This is a genomic window from Williamsia sp. DF01-3 (assembly GCF_023051145.1).
In the GTDB taxonomy this organism is placed as follows: Bacteria; Actinomycetota; Actinomycetes; order Mycobacteriales; family Mycobacteriaceae; genus Williamsia.
The window spans coordinates 4,978,243-4,992,792 of the sequence record NZ_JALKFS010000005.1 but is presented as its reverse complement, the minus strand read 5'-3'; the positions used below and the strand labels follow the sequence as shown (position 1 = coordinate 4,992,792).

Genomic DNA, 14,550 nt, shown 5'->3' with positions numbered 1-14,550 from the left:
CGTTCACCCGCGAACAATCAAAAGAGTGGGCCGCCCCCTGACGGTGCGGCCCACTCTTTTCAACGCTTCGGACTAGAAGGAGGCTTCGTCGAGCTCCATCACGTCGTTGTCGATGTTCTCGATGATGCCGCGTGCGGCGGTCAGTTCGGGCAGGACGTTCTTGGCGAAGAAGCTGGCGACGCCGATCTTGCCGTTGTAGAACGCGGTGTCTGCTTCGGATGCACCGTTGTCGAGTGCGGCGAGGGCGACCTCGGCCTGGCGCAGCAGCAGCCAGCCGATCATGAGGTCACCGACGGCCATGAGGAAGCGAACGCTGCCCAGTCCGACCTTGTACAGCTCGGTCGGCTGCTCCTGGGCTCCCATGAGGAAGCCGGTGAGGGTGGCGGCCATGCTCTGGACGTCGTCGAGTGCGGTCTTGAGCAGAGCGCGCTCGGCCTTGAGCCGGCCGTTACCCGCTTCGGACTCGATGAACGAGCTGATCTGTCCGGCGACGTGGGCCAGTGCCTGGCCTTTGTCGCGGATGATCTTGCGGAAGAAGAAGTCCTGCGCCTGGATGGCGGTGGTGCCTTCGTAGAGCGAGTCGATCTTGGCGTCGCGGATGTACTGCTCGATCGGGTAGTCCTGCAGGAAGCCGGAGCCACCGAGGGTCTGCAGCGATCCGATGAGCTGCTCGGATGCCTTCTCGGAGCCGACGCCCTTGACGATCGGCAGCAGGAGGTCGTTGACGCGGAATGCCATCTCTTTGTCGGCACCTGAGACGAGCTGTGCGGCAACCACATCCTGGTGCGATGCGGTGTAGAGGTACACCGCGCGCAGGCCTTCGGAGTAGGCCTTCTGCAGCATCAGCGACCGGCGGACATCCGGGTGGTGCGTGATGGCTACGCGTGGTGCTGCCTTGTCGGTCATCTGGGTCATGTCGGCGCCCTGGATACGCTCCTTGGCGTATTCGAGTGCGTTCAGGTAACCGGTGGACAGGGTCGCGATTGCCTTGGTGCCAACCATCATTCGTGCGTGCTCGATGACGTCGAACATCTGCGCGATGCCGTCGTGCACCTCGCCGACGAGCCAGCCCTTGGCGGGGACGCCGTGCTGACCGAAGGTGAGTTCACAGGTGGCCGATACCTTGAGGCCCATCTTGTGCTCGACGTTGGTGACGTAGACGCCGTTGCGTTCGCCCAGTTCGCCGGTCTCGTGGTCGAAGTGGAACTTGGGCACGAAGAACAGTGAGAGTCCCTTGGTGCCGGGCCGTGCGCCTTCGGGGCGGGCCAGCACCAGGTGGATGATGTTCTCGGTCATGTCCTGGTCGGCGGAGGTGATGAAGCGCTTCACGCCGTCGATGTGCCAGGTGCCGTCGTCCTGCTTGACGGCCTTGGTGCGAGCAGCGCCGACATCGGAACCGGCGTCGGGCTCGGTCAGCACCATGGTGGCGCCCCAGCCGCGCTCGGAGCTGATGGCAGCCCACTTCTTCTGCTCTTCGGTGCCGTTGTTGTAGAAGATGTTGGAGAAGCCGGCGCCGGCGGCGTACATGAACGTGGCCGGGTTGGCGCCGAGGATCAGTTCGCCGATGGCCCAGTACAGCGACCGTGGGGTCGGCAGTCCGCCGAGTTCTTCGTCGATGCCGAGCTTGTCCCAGCCGCCGTCGGTCAGGGCCTTGTACGACTTCTTGAAGGCCTCTGGAACGGTGACCGAGTGGGTCTCGGGATCGAAGACCGGCGGGTTGCGGTCGGACTCGGTGAACGAGTCGGCCAGCGGACCTTGTGCGAGGTTGTTCACCTCCCGCAGCATGTCGATGGCGGTCTCGCGATCGAGATCGCCGAACTCGCCACTCGCGAGGACCTCATCGAGTTTCAACATCTCGAAGAGATTGAACTGGAGGTCGCGGAGATTGCTCTTGTAATGCCCCATTGCAGAATCCTTTGCAATCGTAAAACTGCCGTTGAGAGTGGCGAGTGAGCGCCCATGGGCTCGTTGCACGCTAAGTTACTCACCAGTAACAACTCAAATATACATCCGCATACCACGACACACAAACGCTGTGTCGAAGAGAAAAAGATGATTTGCGCCACTACGCGGGCGATCAGTGATCTGCGGTTGACCGGCGGCGGAGCAACCGCAGCCCATAGAGCGCAGCGCCGATGGCGAGAACGCCCACCCCCGCGATCACCGAGGTGAGTGGCAGGCTGAATCCGAGCACGAGGCAGCCGATCAGCCCGACCACCGGAACAGCTTTACGCCACCACTCCCGTGGCTCCCCGAGAGTGAGAGCGCTCAGATTTGCGATGGCGTAGTAGATGAGGACGGCGAACGCGGAGAATCCGATGGCGTCGCGTACGTCGAACGTTGCGGCCAGCAGCGCGACGACGATCCCGACGACCACCTCGGCGCGATGAGGGACGTGAAAGCGGGGATGGACCGCGGCGAGGGCACGGGGCAGATGGCCGTCGCGAGCCATCGCGAGCGTGGTCCGCGAGACCCCGAGGATCAAGGTTAGCAACGCGCCGAGCGCAGCCAGGGCCGCGCCGATGGTGACCACCGGGACCAGGGCCGGCGCACCCGCAGCGCGCACCACGTCCACAAGCGGGGCGTTCGAGTCGCTGAGCCCATCGGCGCCCATGACGGCCAGCGCCCCCACCGCCACGAGCGCATAGATCACCACGATCACCGCCAGCGCGATCGTGATCGCCCTCGAGATGGTGCGGACCGGATTGCGCACCTCCTCGCCAAGGGTGGCGATGCGGGCGTAACCGGCGAACGCGAAGAACCACAATCCCGCGGCCTCGAGGAGCCCGGTCGCAGACAAGCCGGACACGGGATCGAGGCGTGCGGCGTCGACATCGGGTGAGGCCGCGACTGCGACCACCACGGACACGAGCACAATCAGCACAACCGCAACGAGTAGCCGGATCACCCACGCCGACTTCTGGATTCCGACGTAGTTGACCGCGGTCAGTGCCAGCGTCACCGCGACCGCAACGGCGTGTGCGTGCTCGGGCCACAGATAGAAACCGGCGGTCAGTGCCATCGCCGCGCACGAGGCGGTCTTACCGACGACAAAACCCCAGCCCGCGAGGTAGCCCCAGAACATGCCGAGGCGCTCACGGCCGTACACGTAGGTCCCGCCTGCCGACGGGTACTTGGCAGCCAGTCGCGCCGACGAGTTCGCATTGCAGTAGGCGACAACGGCGGCGATGGCCAGCGCAATCAGCAGGCCGGATCCGGCAGCACCCGCGGTTGGGGCGAGGGTGACGAAGACACCCGCGCCGAGCATCGCGCCGAGTCCTGTGGCAACCGCGTCGCCGAGTCCGAGTTCGCGACGTAATTCCGGAGATCGCGGTGTGACGGTCATGATGCCGGATCCTCCCCGAGCCGCATGTGGGTCAGTATGCCGCACGGCTCAGGCACGATGGACACATGACCGACCTGACCGACCGCACTGATCTGCCCGGACGAGATGAGCCAGGCCACGCGAACACGCCGCTGGTCCGATGGCTCACCGCCGAAGGCGTCGAGCGCGATCTGGCGCCGGCTGATCTCATCGAGATCGGTCACGGTCTGCGAAAGTTCATGCTGCCGTTCCAGTTTGCGATCAACGAGATCGTCACGAAGATCGAGATCCTGCGTGATGAGTTCGCCTACCTCAACGACTACAACCCGATCGAGCACATCAGCTCGCGGGTCAAGACCCCCGAGAGCCTGTTGGCCAAGGCCCGACGTCGCGACATCCCGGTAGACCCCGAATCGCTGGCAAACCGTCTCGACGACATCGCCGGCGTGCGTGTGACCTGCAGCTTCATCTCCGATGCGTACCGGCTCACCGAGCTGCTCTGCGCGCAGCCCGACGTGCGGACGCTACAGACCAAGGACTACATCGCAGAGCCCAAGCCGAATGGTTACCGCGGCCTGCACACCATCGTCGAGACGCCGGTGAACCTCAGCACCGGCCAGCTGCCGGTGAAGGTGGAACTACAGGTGCGGACCATCGCCATGGATTTCTGGGCGAGCCTCGAGCACAAGATCTACTACAAGTACGACCGCACCGTGCCGGCTCATCTGCTCGACGAACTGACCGTCGCGGCCGGTACCGCCAACGTGCTCGATCAGCGGATGCAGGCCATCCGCAACGAGATCCACGGTGTGACGGGTGAGCGGTAGGTCCTCAGTTGAGGGCTTCGCGCAGGTATTGCACGTCGTCGGCGAGACCTTCCTCCGGGGTTTCCAAGATCACCGGTGCATCAGCGGCCCTGGCGACGGCCACCAGAACGTCGGGGTCGATGTGACCGGACGTGAGGTTGGCGTGCCGGTCGCGGGCCGAGTCGAACTCGTCGCGGGAATTGTTCAGATGGAGCAGGTCGATGCGGCCGGTGATCGCCCTGACCCGTTCGACGATGTCGACGAGGTCTTCGCCCCCGGCCCATGCGTGGCAGGTGTCGAGGCAGAAGCCGGCGTTGTCGAAATCGCCGACCGCCTCCCACAGGCGCTCGATGTTCTCGAGAGTGCGGGCCATCGCGTGGTCGCCGCCCGCGGTGTTCTCGATCAGGATGGGTACGGGGAAGCCGCCTTTGTCGGCGGCCCGCTCAAAGAGCTTGCGCCAGTTCTCGTATCCGGTTGCCGCGTCTTCGTCGTCGCGGAGGTGCCCACCGTGCACGACCAGCCCGAAGGCGCCGAGGTCGGCCGCCGCCTGGGCCTGATTGATGACCGCCTGCCGCGACGGCATCCGCAGCCTGTTGTTGAGGCTGGCGACGTTGATGCGGTACGAACTGTGCACCACGACGTCGATCGGGGAGTCCCGGATCTGCTGGGCCAGGGGGTGCGGCTGCGGCTTACCCCACTCTTGTGGATCGGTGACGAACATCTGCAACACCTCGGCGCCGAGTTCTTCGGCTCTGCCGATGGGATCGCTGTCTTGTCGTACGTGGGCACCAATGCGCATGCGTCCACCTTATGGCGTCAGCCCTTATCGCTGAACCACAGGTATTTCTCTGCCGGGGCGAGCAGAGTGGGACTGGTCAATGGGGTGGAGCAACTTTTCTTCGAAAGGTGTTAGACGTGGAACGGTTGAGTGGTCTTGATGCGTCCTTCCTGTATCTGGAGACGCGGTCGCAGTTGATGCACATCATCGGGTTGATCGAGCTGGATCCCGAGACGGTGCAAGGGGGTTATTCGTTCGCGAAGATGCGTGACGAGCTGGAACGACGGATCGGGGCGTTGCCGACGTTCCGTCGAAAGGTCCGGGACTCGATCCTCAATCTCGACCACCCGGTGTGGGTCGAGGACCGCAACTTCGACATCGAGCGGCATGTGCACCGGGTGGCAGTGCCTGCGCCCGGTGGTCAGCAGGAGCTCGCCGATTTCTGCGCGCATATCGCCGGGGTTCCGCTCGACCGCAGCAAGCCGTTGTGGGAGATGTGGGTCATCGAAGGACTGGCCGACGGCAAAATCGCGGTGTTGCTCCGGATGCACCACGCCGGTGTCGACGGCGTCACCGCCTCGGACCTGCTGGCTCAATTGTGCACTCTCACACCGGAACCACCGGAACTCGACGAAGTCTCCCTGTCCCACACCGCAGGCGACTCGTCGCTGATCGGCCTTGCCGCCGACGGCGCTCTCCAGATCGCCAGACGGCCACTCAGTTTCGCGCGACTGTTGCCCAAGACCGCGCAGGTGCCTTTCGAGTGGGTGTCGCGAGCGTTGCGCGGTGAGGCAATGCCCGCCCCATTCCGGGCTCCACGAACACCGTTCAACAAGTCGATCACCCCGCACCGGAGCATCGCCTACACGCAGGTGTCGCTCACCGACCTCAAACGCATCAAGGATCACTTCGGGGTCAAACTCAACGACGTGGTGCTCAGCGTGTGCGCCGGTGCGCTGCGCAACTATCTCGATGACCGAGGTGAACTGCCAGAGCAGCCGCTGGTGGCGATGGTCCCGGTGTCGGTGCACGGCGACAACGACGATGACCTGGTCACGCAGGGAACCAACAAGGTGACCGGCATGTTCACCAAGTTGGCCACCGACGTGGCCGATCCGGTGGAGCGCATCACGACGATCGGTGAGCAGGTGCGCAAGGCCAAGGACCATCACGGCTCGATGGACTCCAACCTGCTGCGTGGCTGGGCCCAGTTCATCCCTCCTGCCACGATGGGTCTGGCGATGAAGCTGTACTCGTCGAACGAATTGGCCGAACATCATCCGCCGGTCTTCAACCTGGTCATCTCCAACGTTCCCGGGCCCGACTTCCCGCTGTACTACCTCGGTGCCAAGATCGACGCGATGTACCCGCTCGGACCGGTGTTCCACGGGTCGGGCGTCAACATCACCGTCTTTTCGCAGAACGGGCACCTCAACATCGGAGCCATCGCCTGCAAAGAGCACGTGCCCGACCCCTGGCCGCTCATGCGCGCATTCGAACACGAGGTGAAGGCGCTGCTCGAAGCCTGCGATCCCTAAACCGGGGCGACGTCCTGGGCGCGTGCGGTCATCTGTCGTGCCGCGTCAATGAACTTGGGAATGAACTCCTCGGCTTCCAGGACACAGCACGCGTGCCCGCCGTTCACCTCGACGGTGAGGACGCCGGGGATGTTGTCGGTCAGCAGGCGCTGCCGTTCCACGGGGATCACCCGGTCCTTGAGCGACACCAGAACCGCGGTCGGCACATCGATCTCGGCCAGCCACGGCTGGGAGTCGAAGAAGCTCATGCCGTCCCCGAGAGTGCCCAGCCGCGACACCGGGGTCGAGAGAAATTGGCGGAAAGCCCAGAGACTGTCAGGGACCGACCGGTCGTCCAGTTTGGCCGCCTGGGGCTGGACGTGTGGCGGATGGATGAGCTTCATCAGCTTGCCGATGTGCTTCATGTTCGTCTGCCGCTGCGGATCCCGGCTACCGAAATAGGGGCCTGTGGAACACAGGATCATCGCGGTGACCCGGCCCGGGTGGCGGCGCCAGACGAGTTGGGCGATACCGCCGCCCATCGAGAACCCGGCGACGGCAAACGTGTCGATCCCGAGCACATCGGCGAGGGCGGCCACGTCGTCGGCGCAGTCGTCGAGGTCAAATGGCTTGTTACGAATACCGCGACCGTGTCCGCGCTGATCGAGGGTGACAACCCGGAACTCCCGATTGAGCTGTGGGATCAGCGGATACCAGCACAGCAAGCCGGTGGTGAGCACCGAGTGCAGCAGGAAGATGGTCGGCGCATCCCTCGGGCCGGAGTCGGTGACAAAGGTGGAGCCACGCCCCGGTAGGTGAATCATGTGGCCGTGCGGGAGGTCCTGCACGGGGTACGGCTCGATCATCCTGTCGACGCGCGACAGGACCTGATTGCGGACCGACTGCAGCACATTTCGCACCGCACCGACGTTACGGGAAATCGATCGCATCAGTCGGCTGGTCAGGTCTTCTCGACCAGATACAGGTGCTCGGTGACGTGAGTGTTCCGTCCGCCGAGGTTTCGGCTACCACGGAAAGTGTTGTAGCGCTGCGTGATCTCGGTGACGGGACCGACGTCTGCGAGGATCTCACGCATCTGTTCCGGCGAGATGTATCCCTCGTCGTTGTAGGAGATCAGGACGAACTTGGTGTCGAGGTCGTCGACGAGACGCGCCAGCAACGGGCCGGCGGTGGACCGGACGTTGTACCCCGAGCGATTCCAGTCGCGGGGGATGCCCGATACGCGGCTCATCTGCGCGGGCTCCCGGTTCTCGGCGATCAGGTTGAGCATGAAGTAGTTGGAACCGTATGGGTGCTGGTTGTACGGGGGATCGAGATAGGCCACGTCCACCGGCCCGATGAGGTCGGGCAGATCGGCGGCGTCGGCCTGCAGGATCTGGCGTTCGGCCTGGTGAGCACTCAAGACCGGCGGGGTCAGGACGATCTGTCGGGTGATTCGACCCAAAGCGTCGGCAGCGGTGCCGCCGAACCTCCCGATGCCCGTTCCGCGGTCTTTGTAGAAGCCCTTGAACACCCCGGAAGTGTTGGCGTGCACCGACGCAGCCGAGAGCAGCGGTCCGAGGAGCAGCGACCGCATCGGCTGCGGCCGGGTATGGATCAGCGCGACGTACGCGTCGAGTCGACGGGCGTTGTCCGTGGTGTAGAAGACCCGCTCACCCTGCGCAATTCGGCTGTCGTCGGCGGGTGCATAGTGACGGGCGATGAAACCATCTGTGCGAAAACCTGATTCGACCTCGGCGTTGATCTCGGCGACGGCGGAACGGACCGCCCCGTTGTCGACCTCGCTCGTGTTGGTCAAATAACATTCGCTGATGACGCGCGCGTAGCTCTCGAGGTCGTTGCTGATCACGACGTTCGACCGGGCTTTCGCGAGCCGGGACACCACGCCGCTACCCGAGAACGCGTCGAGTGTCACCAACGGTCGGCCGAGCCGTTGTTGTACGGACGCCAGGGCGTCATCGACCATGCCGAGCAGCTGACGTTTGTTGCCGAGGTAGGTGATCAGCTGGGTGGTCCGGTAGATGACCTCGTCATCTGCAGAAGGGGCCACGGACACAGCTCGAAGCCTATCGCTCACCTGTGGGGGCTCCGGGAGTGTCTCGATGTGGCGGTGTCTTGGTGTTTGGGTTTGCCGGCGTGTCAGTCGTCGAGGCAGAGTTCGGTTTCGATGCTGATGGGTACGCCCGTGGCGATGAGCAGTCGGCAGGGGGCCTCGGAGTCGCGGTAGAGGTTCAGCCACTGGTGCCCACGGCTGCCGTCGGCATAGACCGCCTCGAGCGTGCGATTGAGTCGCGCCTCGGCCTCGTTGTTGATGATGTAGCGCTGGTCGCCGTATCGCAGATACTTGTTGGGCACGCGGGTAACCTCCACCGGCTTGATCTGTTCCGTCCACGTTCAGTGTGACTCAGACCACGAAATGCGTTCACCGGTTTCATCCGGCAAGATCCGGCAGACTTCGCCTAGGTTGTTGGTGGGAACATTCTGCGAATTCTGGGCGAACAGCGGGTATCGAATGCGTATGCGGGGGCCTCGACGATGAGCACACAGGAGGTCGAGCGGTCCGACGTGGCGTCCGAGCGGACCGTGGACCGGTCGCCGATGCCTTGGTGGCGCAATCTGCGGGTGTGGCGCTGGGTTGCGACAATCCTGTGGTTGGGCGTCGTCGTGGCGCATCTGATCTTCCTCGGCCTCGCGTTCGACCGGACCCGCTTGATCTTGCTGATGTGCCTGGGCCTGGCCGCAGCGAGTATCGGACGGCGACGGGTCACCACGGTGATCATCGATTGGCTGCCGTTCGCCGGGATACTCCTGCTCTACGACTTCACCCGGAACATCGCCCAGTGGATGGGGATGCCGACGCACTGGGCGCTCGCCGCAGACTTCGACCACATGTTGTTCGGGGTGAATCCGACGGTGTGGTTGCAAGAACGTCTGAAGCAACCCGACACGCCTTGGTGGGAGGTCTTCACCAGCGTCGTCTACATGTCGTACTTCATCATCCCTTATGCGGCTGCCGCAGTCTTGTGGCTGCGCAATCGCCACGCGTGGCGACGGTACGCAGCCGGCTTCCTGATCATGACGTTTGTGGCCTTGGTGGGGTACACCCTGCTGCCCGCTGCGCCGCCGTGGGCCGCCGCCCGGTGCACCTCGGAACAGGTCGCGGACTATCCGCGGGCACCCGAATGCATGAATCAGCTCTACGCCGACGATGGCGGGCTGCTGGGGGAGCTGGAGCCGCAGAATGCGGGCGCCCAGCCCTACGTTGAACGCATCTCCGCGCGCGGGTGGGAAGTGCTCGACATCCACGCCGCGTCCAACCTGCTCCAGTTGGGTCAGGCGAAAGCCAATCTTGTTGCCGCGATCCCGTCGTTGCATGCGGGGTTGACGATGTTCCTGGCGCTGTTCATGTGGCCCCGCGTGCGTGCACTCGGGCGAACACTGTTCCTCGGCTACGCCGTTGCGATGGCCTTCACGTTGGTCTACACGGCCGAACACTATGTGCTCGACATCCTCCTCGGATGGGGGCTCGCCGCTGTTGTGGTGGTGGGCGTCGATGTTGCGGACAAGCGGTTGATCGCCCGAAGGAATCGATCGCCGGTCCCGCAGTCGGTGTGACTGGCTTGGCTGTTCGACAGCTCGGGGCGGCGGCCTCATGTGGACGCTGAATCGATCACCGCGCGCACGGCCTCTTCGAGTTGGGTCAATCCGGGTTCCTCGATGGGATAGTGCCCGCAATTGGCCAGCCGGACAACGGTGTTCGGGCCCGGCACTTTCTCCAAGAACCGTTCGCTGAGCTCCACCGGGGTCCAGCGGTCGGCTCCCGGGTGTACCAGGGTGATCGCGGGGCCGCGGTACTGCGCCGGTGCAGTGTGTCGGTAGGTGAACCAGTCCGAAAGGAATCCGAGCGGTACGCGACCACCACCTCCTCGGGGGTCTGCCGCGCACAGCCGGGTCAGTTCACGGTTGTTGCTCATGGCGCTCATCCGGGCCGGCCATCGAATCGGCACCATCACGTCACCCGCCCATCGTGACAACAGAGGGAGAGTGTGTGGAGCGCTCATGCCGAGAGGCGCCCAGCGGGATGCGGCTCCTCGAGCGGAGCGGTCCGTCGGGTCGAGCAGACAGGTTGCAACCACAGCTGCGGCAGTGCCTGTGCGACTGGCCGTTTCGTAGGCCAGCATGCCGCCCATGCTTGCGCCGAACAAAACCAGGGGTCTCGGATCGGCCCGGGTCTCCTCCGTCACGAAGTCGCACAGCAGATCAACCCAGTCGCGGTAGCGGACCTTCGCCGGGTCGACGGTCACGGTGCGTCCGTACAGCGGTAGATCAAGTGCCAGTACGTCTGCGTCGCCGGGGGTCGCTACTGCGGTGAATGGCCACAGCGCACCCGAATGGCCGCCGGCTCCGTGGATGATCAGCACTCGCGCCGGCGCAGACGGATTCTCGGCCCTTGCCACGTGAACGCGGTGACGACGCCACGGCCACCAGGTGGCGACCGGTGTCTGCATCGCCGTTCGATAGCGCTGCGGAAGGAATCGGGCGTATTCGGAGACGTCGCTATATTCGACTTCGTTCACCTTTTGAGCATCAACGGAGGTCGAGGGCATGGCAACTCGCATTGAGGTGTCATGAGCCGTGCCCGGAAAACGCCTGTTCAGGACCGATCTCGCTTCATGGTCGACGTGATCCTGGAGGCAGCTACTCGCGTTTTCGACAACGAAGGTGCAGTCGGGACGACCAACCGCATCGCCGATGTGGCCGGAGTGTCGATCGGATCGCTGTACCAGTACTTCCCGAACAAGCACGCGATCATGGCCGCGCTGGCGCGGAGGCATCTCGAGGAGTCGCAGGCAGCCCTGTCGAAGCTGTGCGACCGCTTCGACACGACGGCGCCGAATCGCGTCGAGATGGTGACCACAATGGTGGAGATGGTGGTGCGGCTCAACGGCAGTCATCCCCGCACCTTTGCGGTCCTGCGTGAACACGCACCGCGAACTCCCGAGTTGGTCGAGGCGTTCACCGCCCTCACCGCTGATATGACCGCGCGACTCGTGCCGCACCTCATCCGTACCGGCACGCCATCTGCGGACGCCCCTCTGCAAGCCCGCCTGCTTGCGGCCTCCATCGACGGGCAAGTGCATCAGCTGATCGCGACCGTCAACACTGCCGACGATCGAGAACGATTGTGCTCCGCCATCATTGCCTGTCTGATGGCGACCGACCAGCCGTTGTGATGCCCGCCCGGAGCGGCTGGTCAGCACGCCCGAACGGCCCTGGAGATTGACTTTCACCCACATGAAGGTTGGACGCGGTCGGGTGTCGAAAGGATTCACCCAAACGATCTACATACGAACATGTGTTCGATTCGGTAAGTTGGTGGCAGCTGATCGTCCGCATGACCTGATTCTGAGATACGTGTGACTACGCCACCATTGTGATCGGCTGTCCCAATTCTGTTGTCCCAGTGTTGTTGTCTTGGAGGGGTGTGGTGATGGCTGTTGTTGATCTGGTTGATGAGGTCATCGGGGTGGAGTTTCCGGATGATCCGGCCGGGGTGCTGGCGGTGGTGAAAGATCTGATCACCGTGCGTAATGCTGTGGAGTCTCGGTTGGCGGCCGGCGCAGCGATCATCGACCGCCTCGGTGTCGCCAAACGTCTGGGATCGACACCCTCGAAGGTGGTGCAGGCCAACGGTGCCGCACCGGGCGCGGCGGCACGGTGGCTACGCATCGGCACCGGCCTGGCGGGGTTGGATCGTACGGCCGGATACTTTCGGGACGGATTCCTGTCCGCCGAGCACGTCGACGCAATAGTCCGGGGTGTCGGCCATGTTCGCAGCCGCATCCCCGGTGAGGTGAGTGACGACTTCCGGTGTGAGGTCGAGGGAAGACTCCTGGCTCATGCGTTCTCTGGTGCACCACCCGCAGAGATCGGCCGGATCGCCCGGACGGTGGGTAATGAGGTCGCCGGAGAGCAGGGTGGGGTGCCGGCCGCCGAAGACACTTCGATGAACACGCTGGACTATGCGGTCACCCCAGACGGTCGACTGGCAGGCCGCTTTGATGTTGATGCGGTGACCGGAGAAAAGATGATGTCCGCACTGGACGCGTGGTCCAGGCCGCGTCCCGAACCGGACGGGAGCGCCGATACCCGCACACCGACCCAACGACGCGCTGATGCCCTGCAACAACTGCTTGATTGTGGTGGCGGTGGGCAGTCGCTGATATCGGCGCCGAGAACCGAGGTCATGGTGACGGTTCCGGCTGATCATCCTGATCGGGCTGTGTTGCGGTGGATGGGTCCGGTCACCGAAGCGACCGCGGCAGCTGCGGCGTGTGATGCGGTGATCACCTCGATCACTCTCGACGGGCAGCAGGTGCCGATCGATTTGAGTCCACCCAAGCGTTTGTTCACCGGAGCTGTGCGCAAAGCGATCCTGGTTCGCGATACCTGCTGCATCAAGTGCGGGGCGCCGGCGACCTGGTCGGACTGTCATCACATCGTGCACTGGGCTGACGGAGGGCCGACCACCCTGGGCAATGGGTGCTTGCTGTGCCGGACGTGTCATCGGGCCGTGCACCACGCCGACTGGGACATCACCATGGGCACCGACGGACACCCTTGGCTGATCCCACCCGCCGACATCGACCCCACCCGACAACCACGACCGGCCTACAACCGCCGAACCCGTACTCTCGCAGCCTGACTCAGGTTGCGTGACTCACGCAAACCAGCACAACACCGCACCCGCCACATCGACGGGACCGCGGACGCACCCTGACAACTCCATAGTGTGACCGACCGTCGTGTGAAGGGGCCGGGCCGAACTCCTGGTCGAGCCGTGGAGAAGATCTGGCCGTGGAGATGGTCTGCCGTGGAGACGTCGGGCTATGGGAAGGGCGGCCGTGTTCAGAGCGGACCGATCGGGAGGGGGTCAGGTCGTCCGTCGGCTGCGTTGACTGTGCGACCGATCTGTCGGCTCTGGCCGATTTGGCTGATCCGGCGGGTTGCGTTGATCTGGTCTGTCCGTTGGAGCGGTCGTCGGCGAGGTGTGGGAGTCGCCCTTGCCCAAGTTGTCCCCGGTGCTGAGGCTGTTCGCGTTGCCACGTTTGCGCAGCCGCCAGCCGCCGTTGTCGGTGTCGGATTCGCCGAAGTGGTCGGCGTCCACGGAGCTGTACAACGCAACCAGGACTGCACCCACCACGGCGCCGATGAACCCGATGACGGCAAGCCAGCCCAGGCCGGGCTTTGCGCTGTCGTTGAGGAAGACCACGCCGATGATGCCGGGGCCGGCCGTCTCGCCGACCACAAGCACTGCGGTGACGCCGTTGACCTGCCCGAGCTGCAAGGCGACGGTGTGCACGTAGAAGCCGACTGCACCGGCGATGGCGATGGTCCACGCCGCAGGGTCGGTGAGCAGGGTGACGATGTCGAACGGATCGATACCGCGGAGGATGCGGACCGAGATCGCGATGACACCGAACAGCAGGCCGGCGGCAGCACCGCCGACAATCGCGCCACGCTTGCCGAGCTTGTAGACCGCGAGTAGCGCCAGTCCGGCCAGAACGCAGGTGGCGAAGAGCAGGCCGTAGTGGAAGCTGCGCTGTTCGCCGCCGCCGCCTTCATGCGACGACGACAACCCGAGCGCACACAGTGACGCCACCACCACGCACATCGCGACCCAGTCGCGACCGTGCAGCCGGATGCCCAGCACAGCGGTGCCGACGAGGGCGGTGACGATGAGGTTGGCCGAGACGATCGTCTGCGACAAGAAGAGAGGAAGGAACCGGGCGGCCACCGCGCCGGCGCCGAAGCCGATCACCACCAGCGACGTGCCGAGGATGAACTCGCGGGTCTTGAATGTGTCGACCGTCGAAGAGACCGACGGGCCACCTTCGGTGGTCAGCTGGTGTTCTCGATCGTGCTCGCGAGCCGCAACTGCCGCCTTGCGGGCCCCGAGGGCGCGCAGCACGGTCGACAGACCGTAGGCCACGGCCGCCGCACTGGCGAACAAGACACCGATCAGGAACACCCCGACACCCTCCGTCGCCGCCCGGAATATTCGAGGCCCACCCGGCGCCTGTCCGACGGCGAATATAAGCT

At 64.3% G+C, this 14,550-nt stretch carries 13 protein-coding genes; 5 read left to right on the top strand and 8 right to left on the bottom strand.

All coding sequences use genetic code 11. The annotated features are described in order from the left end of the window. Positions 1–72: 72 nt before the first annotated feature. On the bottom strand, positions 73–1,905 hold the full coding sequence (locus MVA47_RS25435) for an acyl-CoA dehydrogenase (RefSeq protein ID WP_062796911.1): 1,833 nt from the start codon (positions 1,903–1,905) through the stop codon (positions 73–75). Between the two features lie 172 nt (positions 1,906–2,077). Continuing rightward, positions 2,078–3,346, bottom strand: coding sequence for an APC family permease (locus MVA47_RS25430; protein WP_247210361.1), 1,269 nt, complete (start codon positions 3,344–3,346; stop codon positions 2,078–2,080). A 65-nt stretch (positions 3,347–3,411) separates the two neighbouring features. Here MVA47_RS25430 and MVA47_RS25425 point away from each other — a divergent pair, with 65 nt between their 5' ends. Further along, on the top strand, positions 3,412–4,152 hold the full coding sequence (locus MVA47_RS25425; RefSeq protein ID WP_081907130.1) for a GTP pyrophosphokinase family protein: 741 nt from the start codon (positions 3,412–3,414) through the stop codon (positions 4,150–4,152). A gap of 4 nt (positions 4,153–4,156) precedes the next feature. Here the strand turns inward: MVA47_RS25425 and MVA47_RS25420 are convergent, their stop codons facing one another. Beyond that, the gene (locus MVA47_RS25420; RefSeq protein ID WP_247210360.1) at positions 4,157–4,930 is read right to left on the bottom strand and encodes a deoxyribonuclease IV; all 774 of its coding nucleotides are present in this window, start codon (positions 4,928–4,930) and stop codon (positions 4,157–4,159) included. A gap of 116 nt (positions 4,931–5,046) precedes the next feature. Here MVA47_RS25420 and MVA47_RS25415 point away from each other — a divergent pair, with 116 nt between their 5' ends. Next, positions 5,047–6,447: a wax ester/triacylglycerol synthase family O-acyltransferase gene (locus MVA47_RS25415; protein ID WP_247210359.1), complete on the top strand. Its 1,401-nt coding sequence runs from the start codon at positions 5,047–5,049 to the stop codon at positions 6,445–6,447. Here the strand turns inward: MVA47_RS25415 and MVA47_RS25410 are convergent. The 3 genes from MVA47_RS25410 to MVA47_RS25400 form a co-directional block, all read right to left on the bottom strand. Continuing rightward, entirely contained in the window at positions 6,444–7,292 is an 849-nt protein-coding gene (locus MVA47_RS25410) for an alpha/beta fold hydrolase (RefSeq protein WP_247211069.1), read from the bottom strand. The two genes, MVA47_RS25415 and MVA47_RS25410, sit on opposite strands and share 4 nt — an antisense overlap. Positions 7,293–7,387: 95 nt before the next feature. Continuing rightward, complete coding sequence (locus tag MVA47_RS25405) at positions 7,388–8,503, bottom strand: DNA adenine methylase (protein ID WP_247210358.1); 1,116 nt, start codon at positions 8,501–8,503, stop codon at positions 7,388–7,390. Positions 8,504–8,586: 83 nt separating this feature from the next. After that, the gene (locus tag MVA47_RS25400; protein WP_023960130.1) at positions 8,587–8,802 is read right to left on the bottom strand and encodes a hypothetical protein; all 216 of its coding nucleotides are present in this window, start codon (positions 8,800–8,802) and stop codon (positions 8,587–8,589) included. 180 nt (positions 8,803–8,982) lie between these two features. Between MVA47_RS25400 and MVA47_RS25395 the strand changes: the two genes are divergently transcribed. After that, positions 8,983–10,062, top strand: a complete 1,080-nt coding sequence (locus MVA47_RS25395; RefSeq protein ID WP_247210357.1) for a phosphatase PAP2 family protein — start codon at positions 8,983–8,985, stop codon at positions 10,060–10,062. Between the two features lie 35 nt (positions 10,063–10,097). Here the strand turns inward: MVA47_RS25395 and MVA47_RS25390 are convergent, their stop codons facing one another. After that, positions 10,098–11,054, bottom strand: a complete 957-nt coding sequence (locus MVA47_RS25390) for an alpha/beta hydrolase (protein WP_247210356.1) — start codon at positions 11,052–11,054, stop codon at positions 10,098–10,100. Positions 11,055–11,075: 21 nt separating this feature from the next. On the opposite strand from MVA47_RS25390, the gene MVA47_RS25385 reads away from it, so the two are divergent. Together MVA47_RS25385 and MVA47_RS25380 are read left to right on the top strand one after the other, a co-directional pair. Further along, entirely contained in the window at positions 11,076–11,681 is a 606-nt protein-coding gene (locus MVA47_RS25385) for a TetR/AcrR family transcriptional regulator (RefSeq protein WP_247210355.1), read from the top strand. Between the two features lie 257 nt (positions 11,682–11,938). Beyond that, the gene (locus MVA47_RS25380) at positions 11,939–13,153 is read left to right on the top strand and encodes an HNH endonuclease signature motif containing protein (RefSeq protein ID WP_247210354.1); all 1,215 of its coding nucleotides are present in this window, start codon (positions 11,939–11,941) and stop codon (positions 13,151–13,153) included. Between the two features lie 228 nt (positions 13,154–13,381). Here MVA47_RS25380 and MVA47_RS25375 read toward each other — a convergent pair whose 3' ends face one another. Continuing rightward, positions 13,382–14,479: a DMT family transporter gene (locus MVA47_RS25375; RefSeq protein ID WP_247210353.1), complete on the bottom strand. Its 1,098-nt coding sequence runs from the start codon at positions 14,477–14,479 to the stop codon at positions 13,382–13,384. Positions 14,480–14,550 lie beyond the last annotated feature (71 nt).